Source organism: Prevotella melaninogenica ATCC 25845, from assembly GCF_000144405.1.
Lineage (GTDB): Bacteria > Bacteroidota > Bacteroidia > Bacteroidales > Bacteroidaceae > Prevotella > Prevotella melaninogenica.
The window spans coordinates 1354684-1374010 of sequence record NC_014370.1 but is presented as its reverse complement, the minus strand read 5'-3'; the positions used below and the strand labels follow the sequence as shown (position 1 = coordinate 1374010).

Genomic DNA, 19327 nt, shown 5'->3' with positions numbered 1-19327 from the left:
GAATATGATAAGAAACTTATTCAAGCCATCACTTCGTCTCTCAGACCTTGATTTAAGTGAGAATAAAAGGATAGTCTCAAAGGCACTGAAGGCACTCAACTGTACAGGGGAATGGAGAAAAGAGGGTGATGCAGCACTTGTCCGTTATACATTTCAGAGTGGACATTTTGGTATTCGTATTATCGGTAATTGTCCACAGGTGGAATTGTCATACCTTTTCTTTGCTGAGGCTGAGATGAAAGATATAAATATTGTGCGCCATGTGTGCAATCACTTTAATCTTAATTCTACCGGTCCACGGTTTAGCTATAGTATCAATGAGGAAACAAATATCATTGATATGCATATCCTAACACCGCTTCTGTTAGATGACGATCGCGCAAAAGATATTCTTTCTTCGGCTATGGTCGATATGTTTTTATGGCAGAATTCTTTTATTAGGAGTCTGACAGATGTGAAGAAGGAAGCAAAAAGTTCGGCTACGAGTGATTTGGAATGGTCTGAGAAGGAAGTTGCGCGTGATTTCTTTCTCCTTCGAGAACAGGAATTAAGACATCAGAAGAAAGGTGCAGAGTGGCGTCAGAATGATAAGGAAGCTGCAACTTTGAAGCAGTGGATGGATAAGGTTTTTGGTTTGGTGGATGTTGTCTTCTCTGAGTTGACGGTGGTAACAGATACCGTAACAGTTATCAACGACCGTGAATCTATAGCATCCTATAATCTGTCCGACACTCTGATAGTAGATGGAGCGTTTGTTCGACAGAAGGCAATGCTCGACCTTGTATTCTTTCTCCCAGCTCATCCGACAACTCGTCGTCGTATGACTTTCAGTATTCAGCAGGCTGATGGTTGTGAAGATGTGCTTTACTATCAGGTAGTTGCCACATTGTTACCATTGCCATCAGGGATTGGTAGACCCCTTCATTCGAAGGAAGTACAGGTGCAGTCGCACTCTGTCTTGTTGGCATACGACCTTCGCTCAACAAAGCAGTTGCAGGATGAGTTCGTTTATATGTGGAAGGAGGCTAAGAGTAAGGTAGCTAATGGTGAGGAGAACCAACTAACCGAAGAGCAACGATTGATTGCCAATGTAGAGAGTGTGGATGCTGCTCGCTTTGTTTATCGTAGTCGGACTCTTCATCGTCAGAAGCGTTACTATGAAGCGATTTCTTGTTTGGAGAACGCTTACCGCCTTTTGAATTCTAATATAGAAAAAAAGAGTCTGGAAGAACGGAACCTCTTCTTAGAGGTCTGCTATATGTTAGGCTTCTGCTATAACGAGTTGCAACAGTATGATAGGGCTTATTACTACCTTACGTTTGTAACAGGAGTTAATCGCACTCTTTATGCTGAGGAGTATGTTAACTGTATGATTTATTTGGGTGATTATCGTTCGCTGATGACCATAGACGGAATCTTGGAAGACTTACATAATTCTATTGTTGAAGATGAAGAAGGCGAATTCGAACAATCGGTGCACCCTTTTCTACAGTTTCTTTACCGACGAAAGGCTTATGTCTTGGTAGAGTTGCATAGATTTGATGAGGCGGAAGAAATGCTTCGTCAGATGATTGATGATCCAGAGTCTGGAGACTTTGCATTAGACGAGTTAGCGTATATTCAGCAGTTACGAGAGAAGGATAAGACTGGCGGAACAGTCGAATCGAATAGTTAGTGGAAAGGAGAATATAGATGATTTATGTTCATTGGGCATTCTTAGCAGTCTACGTTGTTGTCATCATTATGGTGATGGTACGCGTATTGATGGATAACCGACAGCCAGCCAAGACAATGGCGTGGATGTTGGTGCTGACGTTTATCCCAATGTTAGGTATCATTCTTTACTTCTTCTTCGGTCAGACCACACGTAAGGAGCGTAAGATATGGCAGTATAGTATGGACCAGTTGACCAAGCATTCCATGTTGGAGTTTGTAGAACAGAAGCGTCTTCATCTGCCTAATGAGTACCGAGAACTTATCAAACTCTTCATGAATCAGAACTGGGTCTTACCATTTAAGAATAACGAAACAGAGATTTATACTTCTGGATACGAGTTTTTTCCTTCTTTGTTAATGGAGATTGGTAAGGCTGAACATCATATCCATTTAGATACTTTTATTATTGCCAGTGACCCCTTGGGGCAGATTGTTGCTGATGCTTTGATTGATAAAGCACGACAAGGAGTAGAGGTACGTGTCATCTATGATGATGTAGGTTCTTGGAAAACAAAGAATCGTTTTTTTGACCGTATGCGAGCTGAGGGAATAGAAGTATATGCCTTTATGCCTGTACGCTTTCCAGTCTTTACCAGTAAGGTGAACTATCGTAATCATAGAAAGATATGTGTGATTGATGGTGAGGTGGGATTTATCGGTGGTATGAATATTGCCAATCGTTATGTGCAAGGGATAAAGAAATTAGCTTGGCGTGATACGCATGTTAAGATAACTGGTGCAGCGGTATATGGTTTGCAACGTGCCTTTTTGGTAGATTGGTTCTTTGTAAGTCGTGAACTAATAACCAATCATGTTTATTATCCTGTCAGTAAGGTTACTGAGAATGATAGTCTTATTCAGATTGTCACCAGTAGTCCAACAAGTTTATGGCCTGAGATAGAGCAAGGTTACGTAAGGGTACTTACCAGTGCGAAGCAATATGTCTATATGGAAACACCTTACTTCCTTCCTACCGACCCAATCCTCTTTGCTATGCGTACTGCAGCTTTGTCGGGAGTAGATGTAAGACTGATGATTCCTTACGAGACAGACACAAAGATTGTGGAATGGGCTTCACGCACATACGTCTTAGATACAGTGAAAGCGGGAGTAAAAGTTTATTTATATAAGGCTGGTTTTAATCATTCGAAACTTCTTGTTGCCGATGATAGCATAGCAACGATTGGTTCTACTAATGTTGACTTCCGTAGCTTTGAGAATGACTTTGAAGCAAATGCTTTCTTCTATGATAAGAAAATAGCATTAGAAGTAAAGGATATCTTCTTAAAAGATCAAGAAGAGTGTGTTGCCTTAGAAGATGTGCGAAACCTTACACATCGTTCTTTCCTACAACGATTGTGGGAATCAATAATAAGGCTCTTGAGCCCTTTATTATAAAGGTAAGAAACCTCTTACAAATAAATAGTTCTGCAAAGATGTTTACTATTATATAAGGTAATACGTAAAGCAAGGAAAGACAAATGTTTTTATTTTTTTCTATTTTCTTGTTTGTTTCATATATTCTCACTACCTTTGCGCCCAGTTAAAATAAAATTAACTTGTAATAACAATGAGCGTCATAAAGAATATTAATTCAGCAAATGTTTGCACCTTAGGAAATAAAGGTGTAGGCTCTATTTGTGCTGCATTAAATTCTTTAACGAAGAAAGACAGAAAAAATATCGCAAATTATTTGGTAGTTCCAAATAATTTTGTACTCTCTCTCTTAGGCCAGGCGTAACCTCCTCACTTTTTTCTTCTCGCATACGCGCGCGATGTGTGCTGTGCAACCCCTGTAAACAAAGGACTTTTCGGAGTTTCCTTTGTTCGCTTTTTTGTGTCCCTACGTAAACTGAAATAAGAAGAAATTAAGCACGAAATAATAACTTTATTTTAATCAATAAAACAGGATATACGTTTGCAATGTATCCTCTAAAAATTAAACGAAATGATAGCAACTGAAAGAATGGTTTATCAAAAACCTCAATGCAAAATTGTTTGCACTGAAACAGAATTCTTGTTGAATAATGCCAGTGGTAATGCTGGAAAGATTCAACCTGGTACGGTAACAGGAGATGCAAAACAAAACATCTTTAACGAAGAAGACTTGGATAATGCTTCTTGGAATGATACGGAAGAGAACTAATAACTGTTTGAAAAGAAAATGAATAAATTTATGAAAAGATCAACTATAACTTTAGTAATGCAAAGCATGTGTTATGGTTTTGCTGCTTTATTGCTTACTGCCAGCTGTGTCAATGATGATACGGTGCAGGAGGGAAAACAAAAGAAAAGCGATATTCCTACAGGTTCAACCGTCTTTACAGGTACTTCTCAGCCAGAGGTAACAACACGTACGGCAATCCTTAACCATACAAAGGGTGCTGGTGCTTCTGTGAATTGGAGTAGCAGTGACAAAATATGGGTTAAGGATGATGCTGGTACTTGGCAGCAGAGTGCTGCGGCAACAATTCCTTCGGCAACAAACCAATCTTTTGCTACGTTTGCGCTGTCAGGTACATACACAGGTGCTTCACATGATATTATTTACACCAATAAGGCTGTTTCAGGCTCACAACCACAAGTAGAGATAAAGACAGAACAAACACAATCTTCACCAAATAACTTTGATCATGCAGGTGAATCGGGAGATTGCGGAATCGCTACAGGTGTCAAACTTGGTAGTGGTTATAAATTTACGCTCAATCACAAGGCCTCTTATCTTTGCTTAATTCCTCGTACCAATAATGAATATGTAAGACGCAGCACATTGATTAAGGTTGAGATTATGAGCGATGATGAGATTGCAGGAACTTACAATATGGCTGCAGACGGCACACTTACACTTGCTTCAGGTGGTTCTAAGACGATTACAGTAAAAACTGGTTCGGGCTTCGCAATAGACAATGCCGCTGATGATATGAGTAAGAATGCTACTTATGCAGTCGTTGCTCCTGGTACTCATACTTTCCGTATTCGTTACTGGCTTCGCAATACAACGGACAATCCGCAAGGTGCAATAGAAGGAACTGTATCTAAAATTGTTACACTTAATTGTACAGCAGGTTCTATTCATGATATAACAGCTAATCTTAATCCGCATGACTACGATGGAACAAAGTACTACTTGTGGGATGCTCAGCAAAATTATTGGGCAGGTCACGAATGGAATAGCGCCAATCCATGGCAGCCAACGTTTACGACACAGCCAGCCAATCTAAACTACCCCCAGAGCAACAGTGACCCACGTTACTACAACGAAAGTTACCCAGGTTACGGCGTAAGCAACCCCGCTATCCACTCATGCAAAGATCTTCCTAACGTGAACGAGATGACATGGTACGCAGTAAAGGGCGATCCACGTTGGGACGCAGACGAATTATGGACAATCATGGGCCATTTATATAAAGGTGGTATGTGGTTTAAGAAGAAGTCACAGATAAGCGGATACAATGCTAACACAGCCTACGACGGAATCGATTGGCGAACAAAAAGTAATGGAGATATCTGGTCTGTATCTCAGACTCTTCCATCTGCAGCTGACGCAGGTAATTACTTCTACCTGCCCGCCTTGGGTTACTACTACTCTGGTCAGCTGTACTACGTTGGTCAGACCGGCGCCTATTGGTCGTCAAGTGCTTACCCATGGAACAGCAACAACGCCTACTACCTGAACTTCAACAGTAACCTCGTCATCGTGAACGCCGGCTACGGCCGCAACTACGGGTTCAGAGTCGGCGGGTTTGAGTAGTCCGTGCGCTTGCCCTTTTACAGGTGTCGCCCTCTAAGAAGCCTCACCCGCCCCTCCCCGAACCACTGGTCACTGACCGAAGGGTAGTAAAGGGGAGGGAGTGCCTAACGGACAGAGCTTCTGCTGAATGCGTATTCCGTCGCTGCGCTCACCGTATCTACGTGATGGCGGATGCGTATTTAGCAACTCGTAGATACGCATTGCGCAGCCGTTAAATGCGTATCTAATGGTAGCGTTCACCGTATTCAGCGGCACGCAGATACGCATTGCTCAGTAAGGCAATACGTATTTAGCAGGAGAAGGATGCTGAAAGGAGGATAGAAGAGACGATGAAAGGGAGGAAATAAACCAAGAATATAGAATGGGGCAGCATGAGGATGCACAAAGAAAGCTGCAGAGGCGTGCTGTCCTACGCTATGAAAAATAAAATCTAATGTATAACTTTAAACACGAAGAATCATGAAAATTCGTTTAGTACCAAAGAAAAATCCGCAGAAGCGGGAGGAAGTAAAGTTTTATGCTAACCCTGTTAACCTTGGGCATAAGTCGCTGGATGACATTGCACGTGACATTGCTGGACGTTCGTCCTTGACGCGTGGTGATGTGTCGAACGTGCTGTATAACTTTATTGATTGCTTGCCCCATTATCTCCGTGATGGTTTCAGTATTCAGTTGGGAAGTTTTGGCTCGATGCGTGTCACGCTGGCGAGCAAAGGAGCAGAAACAGAAAAAACTTTTAAGACCGAGACAATTAAGCCTCGTGTGGTCTTCACGCCCGGAACAGAATTGAAGCGTGAACTTTCCGTAAACTCTTACGAATCTGTGAGAAAGACAGAAGAGGCAGGGAAAGACAAGAAGAAAAAGGAAAAGAAAGAGGAAAATGGACCTGTACCAGACACCGTCTAACCTTCACTGAATGCGAAAGTTTTTTGGTGTGCCTGCTTGAAAAGAACAGATTTGAAAACAAACTCGGTTTTGAAAGATTCTGAATTATTTTTTTTCATGTTTTAGAGATATGCCCTTGATGTGATATCAATAGCAATACTTTTTAATTTTCGTTTTCTTGCCCCTGTCACCACTCTTGGTGTAATGGGGCAAGTTTTTTGTTCGTTGGCATCTTAATGCTTTTCTCAAATAGATTTAGCCTTTGTTATCTAAACAAAGTGAAGTTCACGCTACCATAACTTCTATGTTCGATGAAGTGCGGGTGAGCGGAGAAATCATTATTCTTACCATGTTCAAAGACCAATAGTCCATCTTCCTTCAATAGGTCATATTGGAAGATGAGATCTGGAATAGTCTCTAACTCTGGCAATGCGTATGGAGGGTCAGCAAAGATCAAGTCAAACTTCTGATGACAACTCTTTAAGAAGCGGAACACATCTCCTTTTATCAATATATGCTCGTTTGTACCGAGTTTCTCCATACATTGACTGATAAAGCGGGCATGGTCACGGTCTTTCTCTACACTTATTACCTGTTGGCAACCACGTGATAAGAGTTCTAAGGATATACTACCCGTACCAGCAAAGAGGTCGAGTGCCGTTGTTTCTTCCCAATCCACGTAAGCATTGATAACATTAAAGATATTCTCTTTAGCAAAGTCTGTTGTAGGACGTGCCTTAAAGGTACGCGGAATATCAAAATGTCTGCCTTTATATTTTCCTGTTATAATTCGCATAGTTTCTTTTTTAGGAGTGAAGGAGTTAAGGAGTGAAATGGAGTTAAGACATTTGTATCTGTGGGAGATGTGTGGATTTAATTCACTCTACATCTTAATCTTTCTTTTATTCCAAATAAATTGCTTTCATGTCGTAAGGTATCTCTGTACGTTTAGCTAACTGGCTATTGTTGAAGTAAACTTCCTGATCGATAACCCTAAAGAACTTCAAATGTTGTTTTATTTTGTCAATGAGCCAGTTTTGGTAATGTATATCACCAACAATATATAGCTCATCTTTCTCTACATCCATTCCAGTTAGCTTCCATATATAAAGGAGGTAATATAAAGCATCATGCTCATTAGTTGCTTCGTATGAATTGCTGAAACGGAATCTGTTTTGTTGGAAACTGAAAACCTCCATACGCTTCTCATGGAAATAAGCATAAAGTTTTCTGCGTGGACCAGCGTAAGAACGACGATAGAGATGCGTCCATACAGACTGCATAAGCGGTTGTATACGAATATCCTTGAAATGGTCGTCGATAACGAGCTTGAGGTCTTTGTTAATTGCAAAGACAGCAATTGCATTCAAGTCTGGTAGGATACTCGATAGAATCTCCTCATTACCTTGTCTATGATAAGTGTGATGATAGAGTGTCTCGATATCCTGTGTACCAAAGTCATCAATAGGCATAAGCATCACAGGGGTATCAATCTCTGCTAACAAACGTTTGTATCCGCTCTGCAGCAATTCAGAAACCTTGAAGGCTTCGCGTAGATTGGCGGCAACAGAGATACCCATATTCATCTCGTAGGGTTCATAAACGAGCATACCATTCTCTTGTGGGTCACCCACGGCAAATGCCATGTTGTTTCTGCTAAATCTGATAGTAAGTCGCAGTTTTTTATCGGATATATTATTGTCTGTTTCTGTCATTACGAACGTTGTATAGCTTTTTATCACCTGCAAACTTACGCATTTTTTTCCGATTTCATTGGTTATCTGCTTGATAAATATCATTGAATGGTATTCTTTAAAGTATTAAAAAAGGGAAAATTAGCGTTTGATACTTAAAAAAGCTATAACTTTGCACTCGCTTATTAAATGCTATAACTATTCAAACGAACATGTTTGATGGTGGTGTTGAATAATAACTTTTTTACATGGCAAGACAGTTCTTTGTTATCTTCGGATGCTTAGCATTGGGAGAGTTTATTGTTTGGGCTACAGGAATAAAACTGCCGTCCAGTATCATTGGTATGCTCTTACTAACTCTTTTCCTAAAGTTAGGATGGGTAAAGTTAGCTTGGGTGGAGCGATTATCACAGCTTCTAATAGCAAACCTTGGCTTCTTCTTTGTACCGCCTGGGGTGGCTCTTATTCTCTATCTTGATCTTATTAAGGCTCAATGGTTCCCTATTGTTACTGCAACAGTAGTCAGTACTCTTCTTGTTCTTGTTGTTACAGGACAGATGCATCAGCTTGTCATAAAGTTTGAACGTCGGTTGATGGCTATGGACTTACTTCATCATCGTGCCCATGCGCAGAAGATGAAGAAGGTGCTGGAGGAAACCGAAGAGGTTGAGGCCATGGAAGAGGCTGAAAGAATAGAACTTGACAAAGCGTTACTCGGACAGGATAAGATAACTAAAAAGGAGGAAAAATAATGAATTCGTGGGATGAAACAATCGGTCAGACTATTGACCTTATACAGGATGGTAAAGATATCTTTTCCAATCAGTATGTTATTTTGGCATTAACTTTTGCTGCCTTCTTTTACATCAAACGTCTACAGCAGCGTACTGGTTGGATGTTACTCAACCCTATCTTGATAGCTATCGTACTTATTATTGTCTATCTCAAGATAACTGGTGTTTCTTTTGCTGTCTATAAGCAAGGTGCCCAATTAATTGACTTCTGGCTTAAACCAGCAGTTGTAGCCTTAGGTGTACCACTTTATTTACAGCTTGATGCCATAAAGCGTCTGTGGCTACCAATCGTTCTGTCACAGTTTGTTGGCTGTTTGGTGGGTATTGTGAGTGTTGTTTTCGTAGCACAGCTTTGTGGCGCACCAGATATTATCGTTCTCTCAATGGCAAGCAAATCAGTAACAACACCTATCGCTATGGAGGTGACACAGAGCCTCGGTGGTATTCCTTCTCTTACTGCTGCCGTGGTGGTTGTCACTGGTATTATTGGTGCTTTGGTAGGCTTTAAGATGTTGTCCTATGGTCATGTAAATAGTCCTATCGCACAAGGTCTCTCTATGGGTGCTGCCTCTCATGCTGTGGGTGCATCAACAGCAATGGCATATAGCAGTAAGTATGGTGCTTTTGCGAGCTTAGGTATTACGCTAAACGGCATCTTCACAGCCCTGCTTACCCCAACGGTTCTCCGCTTGATGGGAATTATTTAGGCGGTTTTGTATTTTAGCGTGATAAAGTCAACTAAATGTAGGTAGAAAATCATACACGCTATTCCACGAATAATTTTAATTTCGTTTTGCTGTCACATTTAACATTTCATGTAATCCTACTGTTACATAGCAAGTTAACTAATGAATTAGGGTGACAGTAGTGACAGCAAAATTGTTTTCACTGGGAAATGCTTTTTAAAGGATACACAGTGTTAGAGCATGTAGAGACCATTTAATCGATAGGCGTCTTTTCAAAGCCAAATGAGTCTCAATATGCACTTACTAATTGAATGTGTATCTTCGCTTTTGCCGTAAATTATTATTTTCAGAAGAGTTTGTTTAAGATAGCTCTTGAAATAGCTTCGGTGATATTCGCCACGCCTAATTTGTCAAAGGCGTGACGTTTGTAGGTTTTAATAGAATCTAATGAGCGGCACATTCTGTCTGCTACTTCTGTCATTGTTAGTCCCGCTGCTGACAATCTAAGCACTTCGAGTTCCTCTTCTTTTAGCGAAACTCCTTCACATTCCATCCACCGATGGCTTTCGAAAGAGTACTTCCAATAATTGCGGAGTCCATTCTTATGGAACTCTACATGTCCAACTGTTTTATGTGAAGATAGAGAAACAACACACATACCTATCCATATCTTGCCATCGTCAGTTAATAGTATAGGAGTAATCTGGTGGTTGATTAGTCTGCTTCTTGTTCCACTCTTCAGATGAAAATGATATGACATGGAGCATTGGTATTTATCAACATTGTCGAAAGTATCAAAGAACTTAAAACCACTTCTGTTCAACTCAACAAGCATTTTTTGTTCTTCCTCTGGTACATATTTCAAATAAAAACTATATCCCAATTCCTTCACCTCCTTTGCTGTATGACCACAAAGAAACAAAGGGTTATCTGATACATAAAGAAACTCCTGCTTATAATAGTCTATCAAATAAATGCTCTGATAGGTTACACGTGCAAAGGACTCTACTGTATGAATCAATGTGGACAGTACATTAGAATCATAATCTGGTGCATTGCTTACAGTATTCGATGCTATAAAGAATTCTTTTATATCTGTCATATATGTTCAACTTAATAAGGTCCCTCTATTTTATTTTCTACAAAAGTACATTTTTAATGCAGAATATCGCAAGAGAATTACACAAAAGTGTAAAAAACAAAGAGCGAGGAGCAAATTTACACAAAAGTGTGATAGGTGATCTTTGGAAAAGACGTATTTTTGCCATATAAATCAAGAAACAAAAGAAATTATGTGAATATTGTATTTATAAAGCAACATGATCACACTTTGATGTTAAATTTAAGCAAACAACTAAGAATTACACTTTTGCGTAGTGAAAATTAAAAAAAAGAATTACATTTGCAACATCGAAAGACAAGAAAAGTTGTCGCCATATCATGATGTTGACTCCAGAATTATAATATGACAATACATATAATAAATAATATAATGTTTATGAAAAAGAAAATTCTCACGTTGCTCATGTCTGGCTGCTATGGTATTCTTGCTGCACAAACTACGGGAACGGTCGTAGATGAAAACAAGCAACCATTACCAGCTGCAACTGTTTCGTTATTTCGTGAAAGCGAAAATAAGATGATTAGTGGAGTGGTAACTGATATGAATGGTGGCTTTGAACTGAATACGCATGAAGGAGAGAACTATAGAATAAGGATATCTTTTGTTGGGTATTCTACACAGGAAATTAAATGCCAAAACATTTCTAAGCACCTTTCGGTGGGTACAATCGTGTTGGAGCCAGAGAGTAAGCAGCTTAATGACGTTACAGTGACTGCCAACAACGTAATACAAAAAGCTGACCGTCAAATAATTATCCCTAATCTGCTTCAGCAAAAAACATCAGGCAATGGTTTAAGTTTGTTGCAGCATCTTCAGCTTTCACGAATCTCTGTAAATACGCTCGACAGTAAGGTGACTACAACTATGGGGGATGCCGTAGAGTTACGTATTAATGGTGTAAAGGCAGAGATACAGGAGGTGAAGGCTCTCTTGCCGACAGACGTATTGAGAATAGAATATCATGATAATCCTGGTCTAAGATACGGAAATGTAGCTGCCGTAATTGACATTATCTTAAAAGAAAAGAAGAATGGTGGAAGCATCTCCGGAGAGTTTATGAACACTATCAATCCCTTAGGTATAGGAGATTATCAGCTATCGGGTAATTATCATGTAGGTAAGTCAAACTTCAAGGCATCTGTAAACTGGAATCGACGTGATATAAACTGGTTACGTGAAAACACGGAGGCTTTCCATGCAACGACCCCCAGTATCAACAACTATGAGATAGGGCAAAAGACAAAGGCACGATATGATAACATCAATCTATCCATAGGATACGATTACATAAATAGCGGAAACATATTGAGTGTTACTTTTCGTGATTTATATAACAATACGCCTCATGCGGTATTTGATAGAAATTCCAAACTTATTCAGAATAGCAACACATTCGATATCATGGACCGCACCAAGTCAAGGAGCAACAATCCATCGTTAGATATTTATTATCAACATGAGTTTACCAAGGATAAGCATCTTTTCTTTGACCTGATAGGAACATATATCAATACTAAGAACGACCGTTTATATCGCCAATCTCAGGGAAATTCTGTACAAGAAATATCTTCCCATGTTGATGGTAATAAATATTCAGCTATAGCTGAGGTTATTTACGAGCAGAAAATCAAGGATTCGCGGTTGTCATTCGGTCTGCGACATCAGCAGATGTACACAAAAAATGCGTACGATGGAAACACCTCCTCAAGCGTAAAGATGAATACAGGTGAGAGTTATGGTTTTGGAGAATGGGCTTCAAAGTTAGGAAAACTGGATTATATGGTAGGTGTAGGTGCTATGAGAACCTATGTTAGCCAAGGAAATGCCAAACAGGTAAAATATATATTTCGCCCAACTATTCAGCTGGGGTACCGTTTCAACAATTATCTGTCAATACGCTACAAAGCCTACATGGGAGGCTACGCACCCTCACTTGCCGAATTAAGCGATGTTGAACAGCACATAGACATTTACCAAATACGCCGTGGAAATCCAAATCTACAAGCGGTCAGATTTTTCTCTAATGAACTGTCAATTAGCGTAGGAACAAAGTATATTAGTGCAGAATGGTTTACCCGTTACAGCTATGACGACAAGCCATATATGGAAGAAACGACCTATTCGAATGGCTTCTATGTTAGGAGTTATGCCAATCAAAGAGGCTTCCATCGTCTGAACTCTCAAATAAACCTAAAAGTACAACCTTGGAAGGATTATATGTCTATCCAATTAACCCCATTTGTCAATCGCTATATCAGCAATGGCAATACCTATACGCATACACATACCAACTGGGGTTTGCGTGCCAACTTAATGGGAATGTACAAGAATTGGTATGTAGGCGCCAATCTTGAGACAAGTTTTCATAACCTGTGGGGGGAGACACTTAACAAAGATGAGAAATCACATAGTATAGTCTTTGGGTACAATAGAGAAAAATGGGGTGTAGAACTCCAGTTGCAGAACATCTTCAGTTCACGTTATGAAATGTCTGTAGAAAATCTTTCCCATCTTGCTCCTTATAATCAAATGGTATGGTCGAAAAATCTATGTAAGGTTTTTGGCATAGACTTTCATTTTAACCTTAATTTTGGAAAGCATGGCTCTGAGGTGAACCAACGTATTCATAACTCTGATACTGATGCAGGTATTGTACCAACAACAAAGTAGCAGATAAATATAAATCTACACAGATAAAGAGAAAATCGAAAATCGTTCAAAGTGTAAACGTTATATTAGTAAGGTCAGAGATAAATTCTCTCGAACACCAATAGTAAAGAAGAACAGCCATATCAAAGTTCTCTGGCTTCGATATGGCTGTTTTAAGTAGGTTTACTTTGTGCAACCTATAATATAGAACGGCTTACATTCCCTTTTCAGACTGCATCGTCACTTCTATACGGCGGTTGCTCTTGATAAGGTTGCGGGCAATACGCTGGATGTCAGTAGCTGTGATGTTGCGCACGATAGCCTTGTAGTCCTTGTCAAAGTCAACTCCGTGGCGCAGCTGGTTGTATATCACGTAGAGCCAGTAGTCATTGGTAACAGAAGACTGGTCGTACTGCTTTAAGAGATATTCCTTCACCTTTTGCAGACTTACAGCCTCTGGACCCTTATTGGCAATGTGCTCAATCTGCTTTGTGATGATAGGCATTACCATGTTATACTTGTCTGGGTCGGTATCAAAGGCAATCTTCAAGAGAGCGTGAGGATTGCTTGTTGCGTTCAGACTCTGCTGCAGTTTCACACCATACACTCCACCTTTCTCTTCACGCACAGAGTCGGTATAGGCGATAGACAATACACGCTTGAAGACGTCGAGTTCTAAATCAGCCTTCGCTGTATAAGGTTCGTCCCATGTGTATAAGACGGTTACACGTGCCAATGGGGTCTTCATCTTCTTTTCAAAGCGGTGAGTCTCGTTGCAGTTGCGCACGTCAGGATAGGTCTTCGCAAAGGTTTCCTTCTTGCCAGTTGATGGCAGAGTTGCAATGTACTGTTCCAAGAGAGGGCGCAACTGAGCGATGTCAATGTTACCCATGATAATCATCTTGAAGTTAGAAGCATTGCTGAAACGCTCCTTGTAAATCTCGAGAACACGGTCATAGCTTACCTTGTCAAGTGATGCAGCCTTGAGTGGTTGTACACGTGGCGAATTACCATAAACGATGGCAGCGATAGAGTCGTTGTAGCTAACGTTAGGACTTGCCTCACGGTTGGTGAGGAAAGAGCGCATGCGGTTGAGCTCTGACTGGAAAGCTTGGTCATCACGACGTAAGTTTGTAAAATACAAGTAAGTAAGTTCAAAGAGTGTGCGGATGTCTTTGATAGATGAGTTACCGCTGATAGACTGTGTCTCATCACCTACACCAGCATTGATGCGAACAGTCTTGCCAGCTAAGAACTTATTGAGTTCTGTTGCGCTGAAGCGGCCAACACCACCTTCTTTTACAGCTGCTGAGATAAACTGTGTGTTAATCAAATCCTTGACAGGATAGAGGGAAGAACCACCTTCTGCAAAGAAGTTCAGTGTCACAGCATCCTTCTGATAGTCGGTCTTCTTGAAATATACCTTCACACCATTGCTCAGAGTGATTTCCGTTGTTCCGTGCAAGCCTGCTTTCTCACTCTTGATACGTCCCTTCTTCGGCAACGTCTCTATAAGTTTATCGTCCAACTTCTTCTCGACATACTTAGGATAGGTCTTTGCCTGTGCATCAAGAACCATCTGTTCAAACTGCGCATCTGAGGGAACATTTACGCCAGCTTTGTCTGGAGAATAGACAACAAGCACCTGATTCTTATTCGTGATAGCTTCACGCATAGCCGCATTGACCTCGTCGAGTGTTACCTCGTTAAAGAATTGATCATCCAATTGCTTGTCGTATGCTTCGGTGGTGATAGGTTCATTATCGAGGAAGTTCTGCTTTGCACGACGCACATAATAAGCGTTGCGACGGTCGTTGCGCTCATTGTATTGGCGGTCAATCACCTTCTGGCGGAAAGCTTTGGCACGAGCAAGTTCTGACGGAGTAAAACCATGCTGACGAATCTGCTCTATCGTACCCACTGCAGCATCAAAAGAACCCTTTACATCTTCCTGACGTGCACCGAAAGAAAGGACAAAAGCATCTTTTGTACGACTGATCAAGAACTGACCCATACGTGCAGAAGCACTCAAACAAGGTTTTGGATTCTTGTCCTGCATCTCGTTAAGGCGTTCGCCAATCATATAAGAAACTAAGTCGTCAACATATCCGTCTCGCTGATACTTTACCGAAGACTTCTCTGAATCGGGTGTCGCCTCACGCTTCATATAAAGTGTAACGAGCATGATAGGTTGTTCTGAATCCTTCAATGATGCTACAATCATCTTGTCGTTGTCATTCACTGGGAAGTAATCACGATGAGCAGCATTCTCGGGCATTGGGATGGCTGAGAAGACAGACTGTATCTTCTGCTCCATCTTGTCTACGTCAATATCTCCCACAACGATGATTGCCTGCAAATCTGGGCGATACCACTTGTGGTAATAGTCACGAAGTGCCTTGTAAGGGAAGTTGTCTACAATCTCCATCTTACCGATTGGCAGACAGTCCTCATACTTTGTACCACGATAGATAATCGGTAATGCCTCTTCCATCAAGCGTTGTGAAGCCATACCAGCACGACGAGTACGCCACTCTTCGTGGATAACACCACGCTCTTTGTCTATCTCCTTGTCCTCAAGGTCCAAGTAGTGACTCCAATCGTGGAGGATAAGTAGGGTAGAGTCGATGGTAGACTCGTGCTTTACAGGTACGGAACTGACGTTGTAAACGGTCTCGTCAATCGAGGTGTAAGCATTGAGGTTGGTACCGAACTTAATACCATGTGCTTCACACCAATGTACGATACTTGGTGACGAAACTGTGTTCTTGAAGTTCTTACTACCATTGAAAGCCATGTGTTCAAGGAAGTGAGCTAATCCTCTTTGGTTAGGTTCTTCGAGAATACTTCCCACACGCTGTGCAATGTAGAAGTCGGCTATTCCTTTCTCCTTAGCATTGTGGCGTATGTAATAAGTCATACCGTTCTTCAACTTACCCATACGGAAGCTGTTGTCGGTACTGACATTCTGCGCCATAGCACCTGTTACGAGGAGCAGGAGTACAAGCGCATTGATAATTCTTTTGTTTATTAACATAATATGTGATAGATTCCTTTTATAATTCTTTTATGTCTGTCTGATTTTTATTCTTTATAGGATAATGTCTTCCTATCGATGAATTGCTTTCGTCTTAACAGCAAATTGCACCTTTTTAAGTACTCCGCACGAGTGGTGCGGAGGCTCAGCACCATACGTGCGAACGCTTAGCACCATTCGTGCGGACCAATAGTAAGACTGTTAGAAGGTGCAACCAATAGTCAGTCTGCCCGTTGAATAGTTCCTACCTACAAGGTAAGCGTTGCCGTCGTTGGTATGCCGATGAGTGAAGTCGAAGGCTGTGTAGGTCTTCATCTTGGTGCCTGGGAGTATAAAGGCATATTTAAGTCCGAGTTGGAGGGAGTATTGTGGGTCTGTAAGATACTTATACTCACGATACATCAGTACGTCCATCGTAGGGAAACCGTTCTGCTTGTCAGATGGTTTAGCTAATGTTCCATCCTCGAAAGCATCACCTTTTCCCTTCTTATAGGCAAAGCCCGCCTTTAATGACAATACTCCTTTGCGGAAAAGGAGGTTACGTGTAAGACCTGTGTAAGCCTCCATCGTATGGATATCCTGACGGCGGAAGTAAGGATAGCTGTAGCCAGTCTGCTTACGTTGTGCAATGTTCGCACCTGCTTCTACCGTCCAGAGAGGCAACTCGTTTATCACTCTATAATAGCCCGTATAGCCAAGATGCACATCATTCCAAGCCTTATTGGCACTCTTTACGGGGTCAAGATACTGATAGAAGTAGGCTCCCTGTTCATTTTTGTTAGAACGATAAGCATTCATCTCGTTGACAAGGTTCTCGCTTGAGAAACTAAAGTCAAGATGATGTATCTGCTTGTCGAGTTTCAAAGATAGGCGTGTCTGATAGTCATAGATATGGCTGTGATGATTGGTGTGAACAATCGTATAGGGTGACTTCCTACCGTAATAACCTTTTCGATATGTACCGCCAAAGTTGTTAAACCATGAGAGATTAGGTAGGATGTTCCAGCTAAATTGTAGTCCTAAACCATGATATTCATTGAGCATAGGTTGCTCCCTATTGCTATCAGTAAAGCCCGAACTACTGAAGGGTTCCGTCTTACCAATCCACGGACCATAGTTGATATAAGATGTATATTCTTGTGCATTTGAAGCGTAGGTACTAAAGATTACGCTCTCTGTGTTCCGTCGGTAAGTATAGTTAAGACCAAGACTAATAGGCTGTAACGGTACATAGATGCCAGTAGTGAGGACTAAATCCATTAGCTTTGTCTTATGTCTTAAATCCTTATACTTAGCAACGTTTGCTGCAGTGAAGTCCACCTTTGTACCAATGGCAAGTCCTTTATATATCTCCCAAGACAATGCGCCCATAAGATTATAGGTGTCACGATGCTTTGTGCCAGCATTATTTAGTGAGTCTTCGACAATATCGAACGGCAGACGTTGGGTCTGTATGAACGCCGAGCCTGTCATATTACGTCCAGAGAAGTTATCATAACGCATACTCCCCGATAGGACAATCCTGTCTGTTAGGCGATAGAATGAAGATACGTTGGCACCCGCTTGCACGGTACGTGGCGACTCGTCATAGTTGACAAAGCCTCCCTTGCCATATTGTGCATAGACTTCAGCCAAGGAAATGTTCTTTGTCTTAAATCGTGTCAAAGCTGCAGCATTGTCACTTCTCAGCCATGCATCGCTGTTGGCAACGAAGCTAAAATCACGATGGAGCAGACTATCTTTAGCCTGCTCCTGTGCGTTGAGGCTGGCAGAGAGGGTTACTCCTGCCAGTATAAGTGTCATGAACCTATATCTCATCTTACAGGTTATGTTCTTTTATCATCTATTTTACTTGTCTCTAAGTGAGAACTGTTTGCGCTCGTGGAAGTCAGAAGTAGAGTTGTTTGTGTCCATGTAGACGATCTTTGCTCCATTCTTTATAGATGCTTCAGCGTCAATATGACTTGGATCTGCACCATACTGATAGTTATAAACCAATTTAGCAGTATTGCCTTCAATCTTCTTTGTCGCTTCAACGTCTACATTACGATACACGCTATGACCAAGTTTGATAGTCTGCTTCACATAACCAGCATCTACGTCAGAGCCGAAACGCTTCTTACTCTTACTCTCGTTAATATCCTGATAAACCTCAACACCGTCAATAATCCAGTCTGTTGGGACCTTCAATACAGCATTTACATTTGTCTTTGCTTTGCCTGGTACGTATGTGATATTGCTTGCATCCTTAGCAAAAGCGGCAGGTGTTGTGTTCTTTGTTTGGAAGATAAAGAAGGCTGGAGAAGACTGACTAAGTGGCCAAGCATTGGCTTGTCCAAATTTTACTGCCTTAAGGTATTGGCTGGATGGGATTACCTCAGCTGGTGTTGGATAATAGGATGTCATGTTGAAACCAGTCTCAGGATCGTACATTGTGTAATAATCCTTGTTGGCATAGTTAACGCTCTTTGAATAGGTCTTGGTGTTATCTATTGCTCCCATACAGCTGATAACAACCTGTGAATAAGGCTCAATCACCAATGAATTCTGGAAGTACCATATACCTGTAGTTGCTGGGACCCATTTCTCTGATACGTAAGATGGCTCTGTCGCACTTGCACTATACCATGCATTTGCAGCATGTGCATTGTATGGGTCTAACATACCAATAGCCAAGTTGCTGATTACCGCAGTTTTGCCACTATTGTTATAGAGGATAAAACCCTTGTCTGATTGGAAGAACTTCTTGGGGTCTTTATCGTCTGGTACACCAGTCGTGTACAGTTCCTTGATGATAATCTGGTCAGCATTCTGATCAGGTAACTGGAAAGTAACGTTCTTTACATCTGATGCTTTGATAACTTGGACAGTACCATCGTTATGTGTCACAACCATATTCCATGTTTGTGCATTGATGTTGCTGATGGAAGCAAATACAGCAACAAGGAGAAGTAATATTTTCTTCATATCTTTTCTATTTAATTTCTTATGT

At 41.0% G+C, this 19327-nt stretch carries 15 protein-coding genes; 8 read left to right on the top strand and 7 right to left on the bottom strand.

Annotated elements, in window-relative coordinates; translation table 11 throughout:
- Positions 1–4 precede the first annotated feature (4 nt).
- The 4 genes from HMPREF0659_RS05500 (at position 5) to HMPREF0659_RS05485 (ending at position 5467) form a co-directional block, all read left to right on the top strand.
- Positions 5–1675, top strand: coding sequence for a hypothetical protein (locus tag HMPREF0659_RS05500; protein WP_226893171.1), 1671 nt, complete (start codon positions 5–7; stop codon positions 1673–1675).
- Positions 1676–1692: 17 nt separating this feature from the next.
- A complete protein-coding gene (gene cls / locus HMPREF0659_RS05495) occupies positions 1693–3114 on the top strand; it encodes a cardiolipin synthase (protein WP_013263944.1) in 1422 nt (473 codons plus the stop codon).
- Between the two features lie 550 nt (positions 3115–3664).
- Positions 3665–3862, top strand: coding sequence for a hypothetical protein (locus HMPREF0659_RS05490; protein ID WP_044045903.1), 198 nt, complete (start codon positions 3665–3667; stop codon positions 3860–3862).
- Positions 3863–3880: 18 nt separating this feature from the next.
- On the top strand, positions 3881–5467 hold the full coding sequence (locus tag HMPREF0659_RS05485; protein WP_044045902.1) for a hypothetical protein: 1587 nt from the start codon (positions 3881–3883) through the stop codon (positions 5465–5467).
- Between the two features lie 69 nt (positions 5468–5536).
- Here the strand turns inward: HMPREF0659_RS05485 and HMPREF0659_RS12630 are convergent, their stop codons facing one another.
- Positions 5537–5734, bottom strand: a complete 198-nt coding sequence (locus HMPREF0659_RS12630; protein WP_146160284.1) for a hypothetical protein — start codon at positions 5732–5734, stop codon at positions 5537–5539.
- 192 nt (positions 5735–5926) lie between these two features.
- On the opposite strand from HMPREF0659_RS12630, the gene HMPREF0659_RS05480 reads away from it, so the two are divergent.
- Positions 5927–6373, top strand: coding sequence for an HU family DNA-binding protein (locus HMPREF0659_RS05480; RefSeq protein WP_013264108.1), 447 nt, complete (start codon positions 5927–5929; stop codon positions 6371–6373).
- 244 nt (positions 6374–6617) lie between these two features.
- Here HMPREF0659_RS05480 and rsmD read toward each other — a convergent pair whose 3' ends face one another.
- On the bottom strand, positions 6618–7148 hold the full coding sequence (gene rsmD, locus HMPREF0659_RS05475) for a 16S rRNA (guanine(966)-N(2))-methyltransferase RsmD (RefSeq protein ID WP_013264504.1): 531 nt from the start codon (positions 7146–7148) through the stop codon (positions 6618–6620).
- 106 nt (positions 7149–7254) lie between these two features.
- Positions 7255–8151, bottom strand: coding sequence for a DUF3822 family protein (locus HMPREF0659_RS05470; RefSeq protein ID WP_013264224.1), 897 nt, complete (start codon positions 8149–8151; stop codon positions 7255–7257).
- A 143-nt stretch (positions 8152–8294) separates the two neighbouring features.
- On the opposite strand from HMPREF0659_RS05470, the gene HMPREF0659_RS05465 reads away from it, so the two are divergent.
- A complete protein-coding gene (locus HMPREF0659_RS05465; RefSeq protein ID WP_013264496.1) occupies positions 8295–8798 on the top strand; it encodes a CidA/LrgA family protein in 504 nt (167 codons plus the stop codon).
- Positions 8798–9547 carry an LrgB family protein gene (locus HMPREF0659_RS05460; RefSeq protein WP_013264487.1) on the top strand — a complete coding sequence of 250 codons (750 nt, stop codon included), beginning with the start codon at positions 8798–8800 and terminating at the stop codon, positions 9545–9547. Before HMPREF0659_RS05465 ends, HMPREF0659_RS05460 begins: the two co-directional genes overlap by 1 nt.
- 325 nt (positions 9548–9872) lie before the next feature.
- Here HMPREF0659_RS05460 and HMPREF0659_RS05455 read toward each other — a convergent pair whose 3' ends face one another.
- Positions 9873–10628: a helix-turn-helix transcriptional regulator gene (locus HMPREF0659_RS05455; protein WP_013264523.1), complete on the bottom strand. Its 756-nt coding sequence runs from the start codon at positions 10626–10628 to the stop codon at positions 9873–9875.
- 396 nt (positions 10629–11024) lie between these two features.
- Between HMPREF0659_RS05455 and HMPREF0659_RS05450 the strand changes: the two genes are divergently transcribed.
- A complete protein-coding gene (locus HMPREF0659_RS05450) occupies positions 11025–13319 on the top strand; it encodes a TonB-dependent receptor (RefSeq protein WP_226893170.1) in 2295 nt (764 codons plus the stop codon).
- Between the two features lie 193 nt (positions 13320–13512).
- Here the strand turns inward: HMPREF0659_RS05450 and HMPREF0659_RS05445 are convergent, their stop codons facing one another.
- The 3 genes from HMPREF0659_RS05445 to HMPREF0659_RS05435 form a co-directional block, all read right to left on the bottom strand.
- Positions 13513–16335: a M16 family metallopeptidase gene (locus HMPREF0659_RS05445; protein WP_013264172.1), complete on the bottom strand. Its 2823-nt coding sequence runs from the start codon at positions 16333–16335 to the stop codon at positions 13513–13515.
- 201 nt (positions 16336–16536) lie between these two features.
- Positions 16537–18138 carry a DUF6850 family outer membrane beta-barrel protein gene (locus HMPREF0659_RS05440; RefSeq protein ID WP_013264097.1) on the bottom strand — a complete coding sequence of 534 codons (1602 nt, stop codon included), beginning with the start codon at positions 18136–18138 and terminating at the stop codon, positions 16537–16539.
- A 45-nt stretch (positions 18139–18183) separates the two neighbouring features.
- Entirely contained in the window at positions 18184–19302 is a 1119-nt protein-coding gene (locus HMPREF0659_RS05435; RefSeq protein WP_013264491.1) for a DUF4876 domain-containing protein, read from the bottom strand.
- Positions 19303–19327 lie beyond the last annotated feature (25 nt).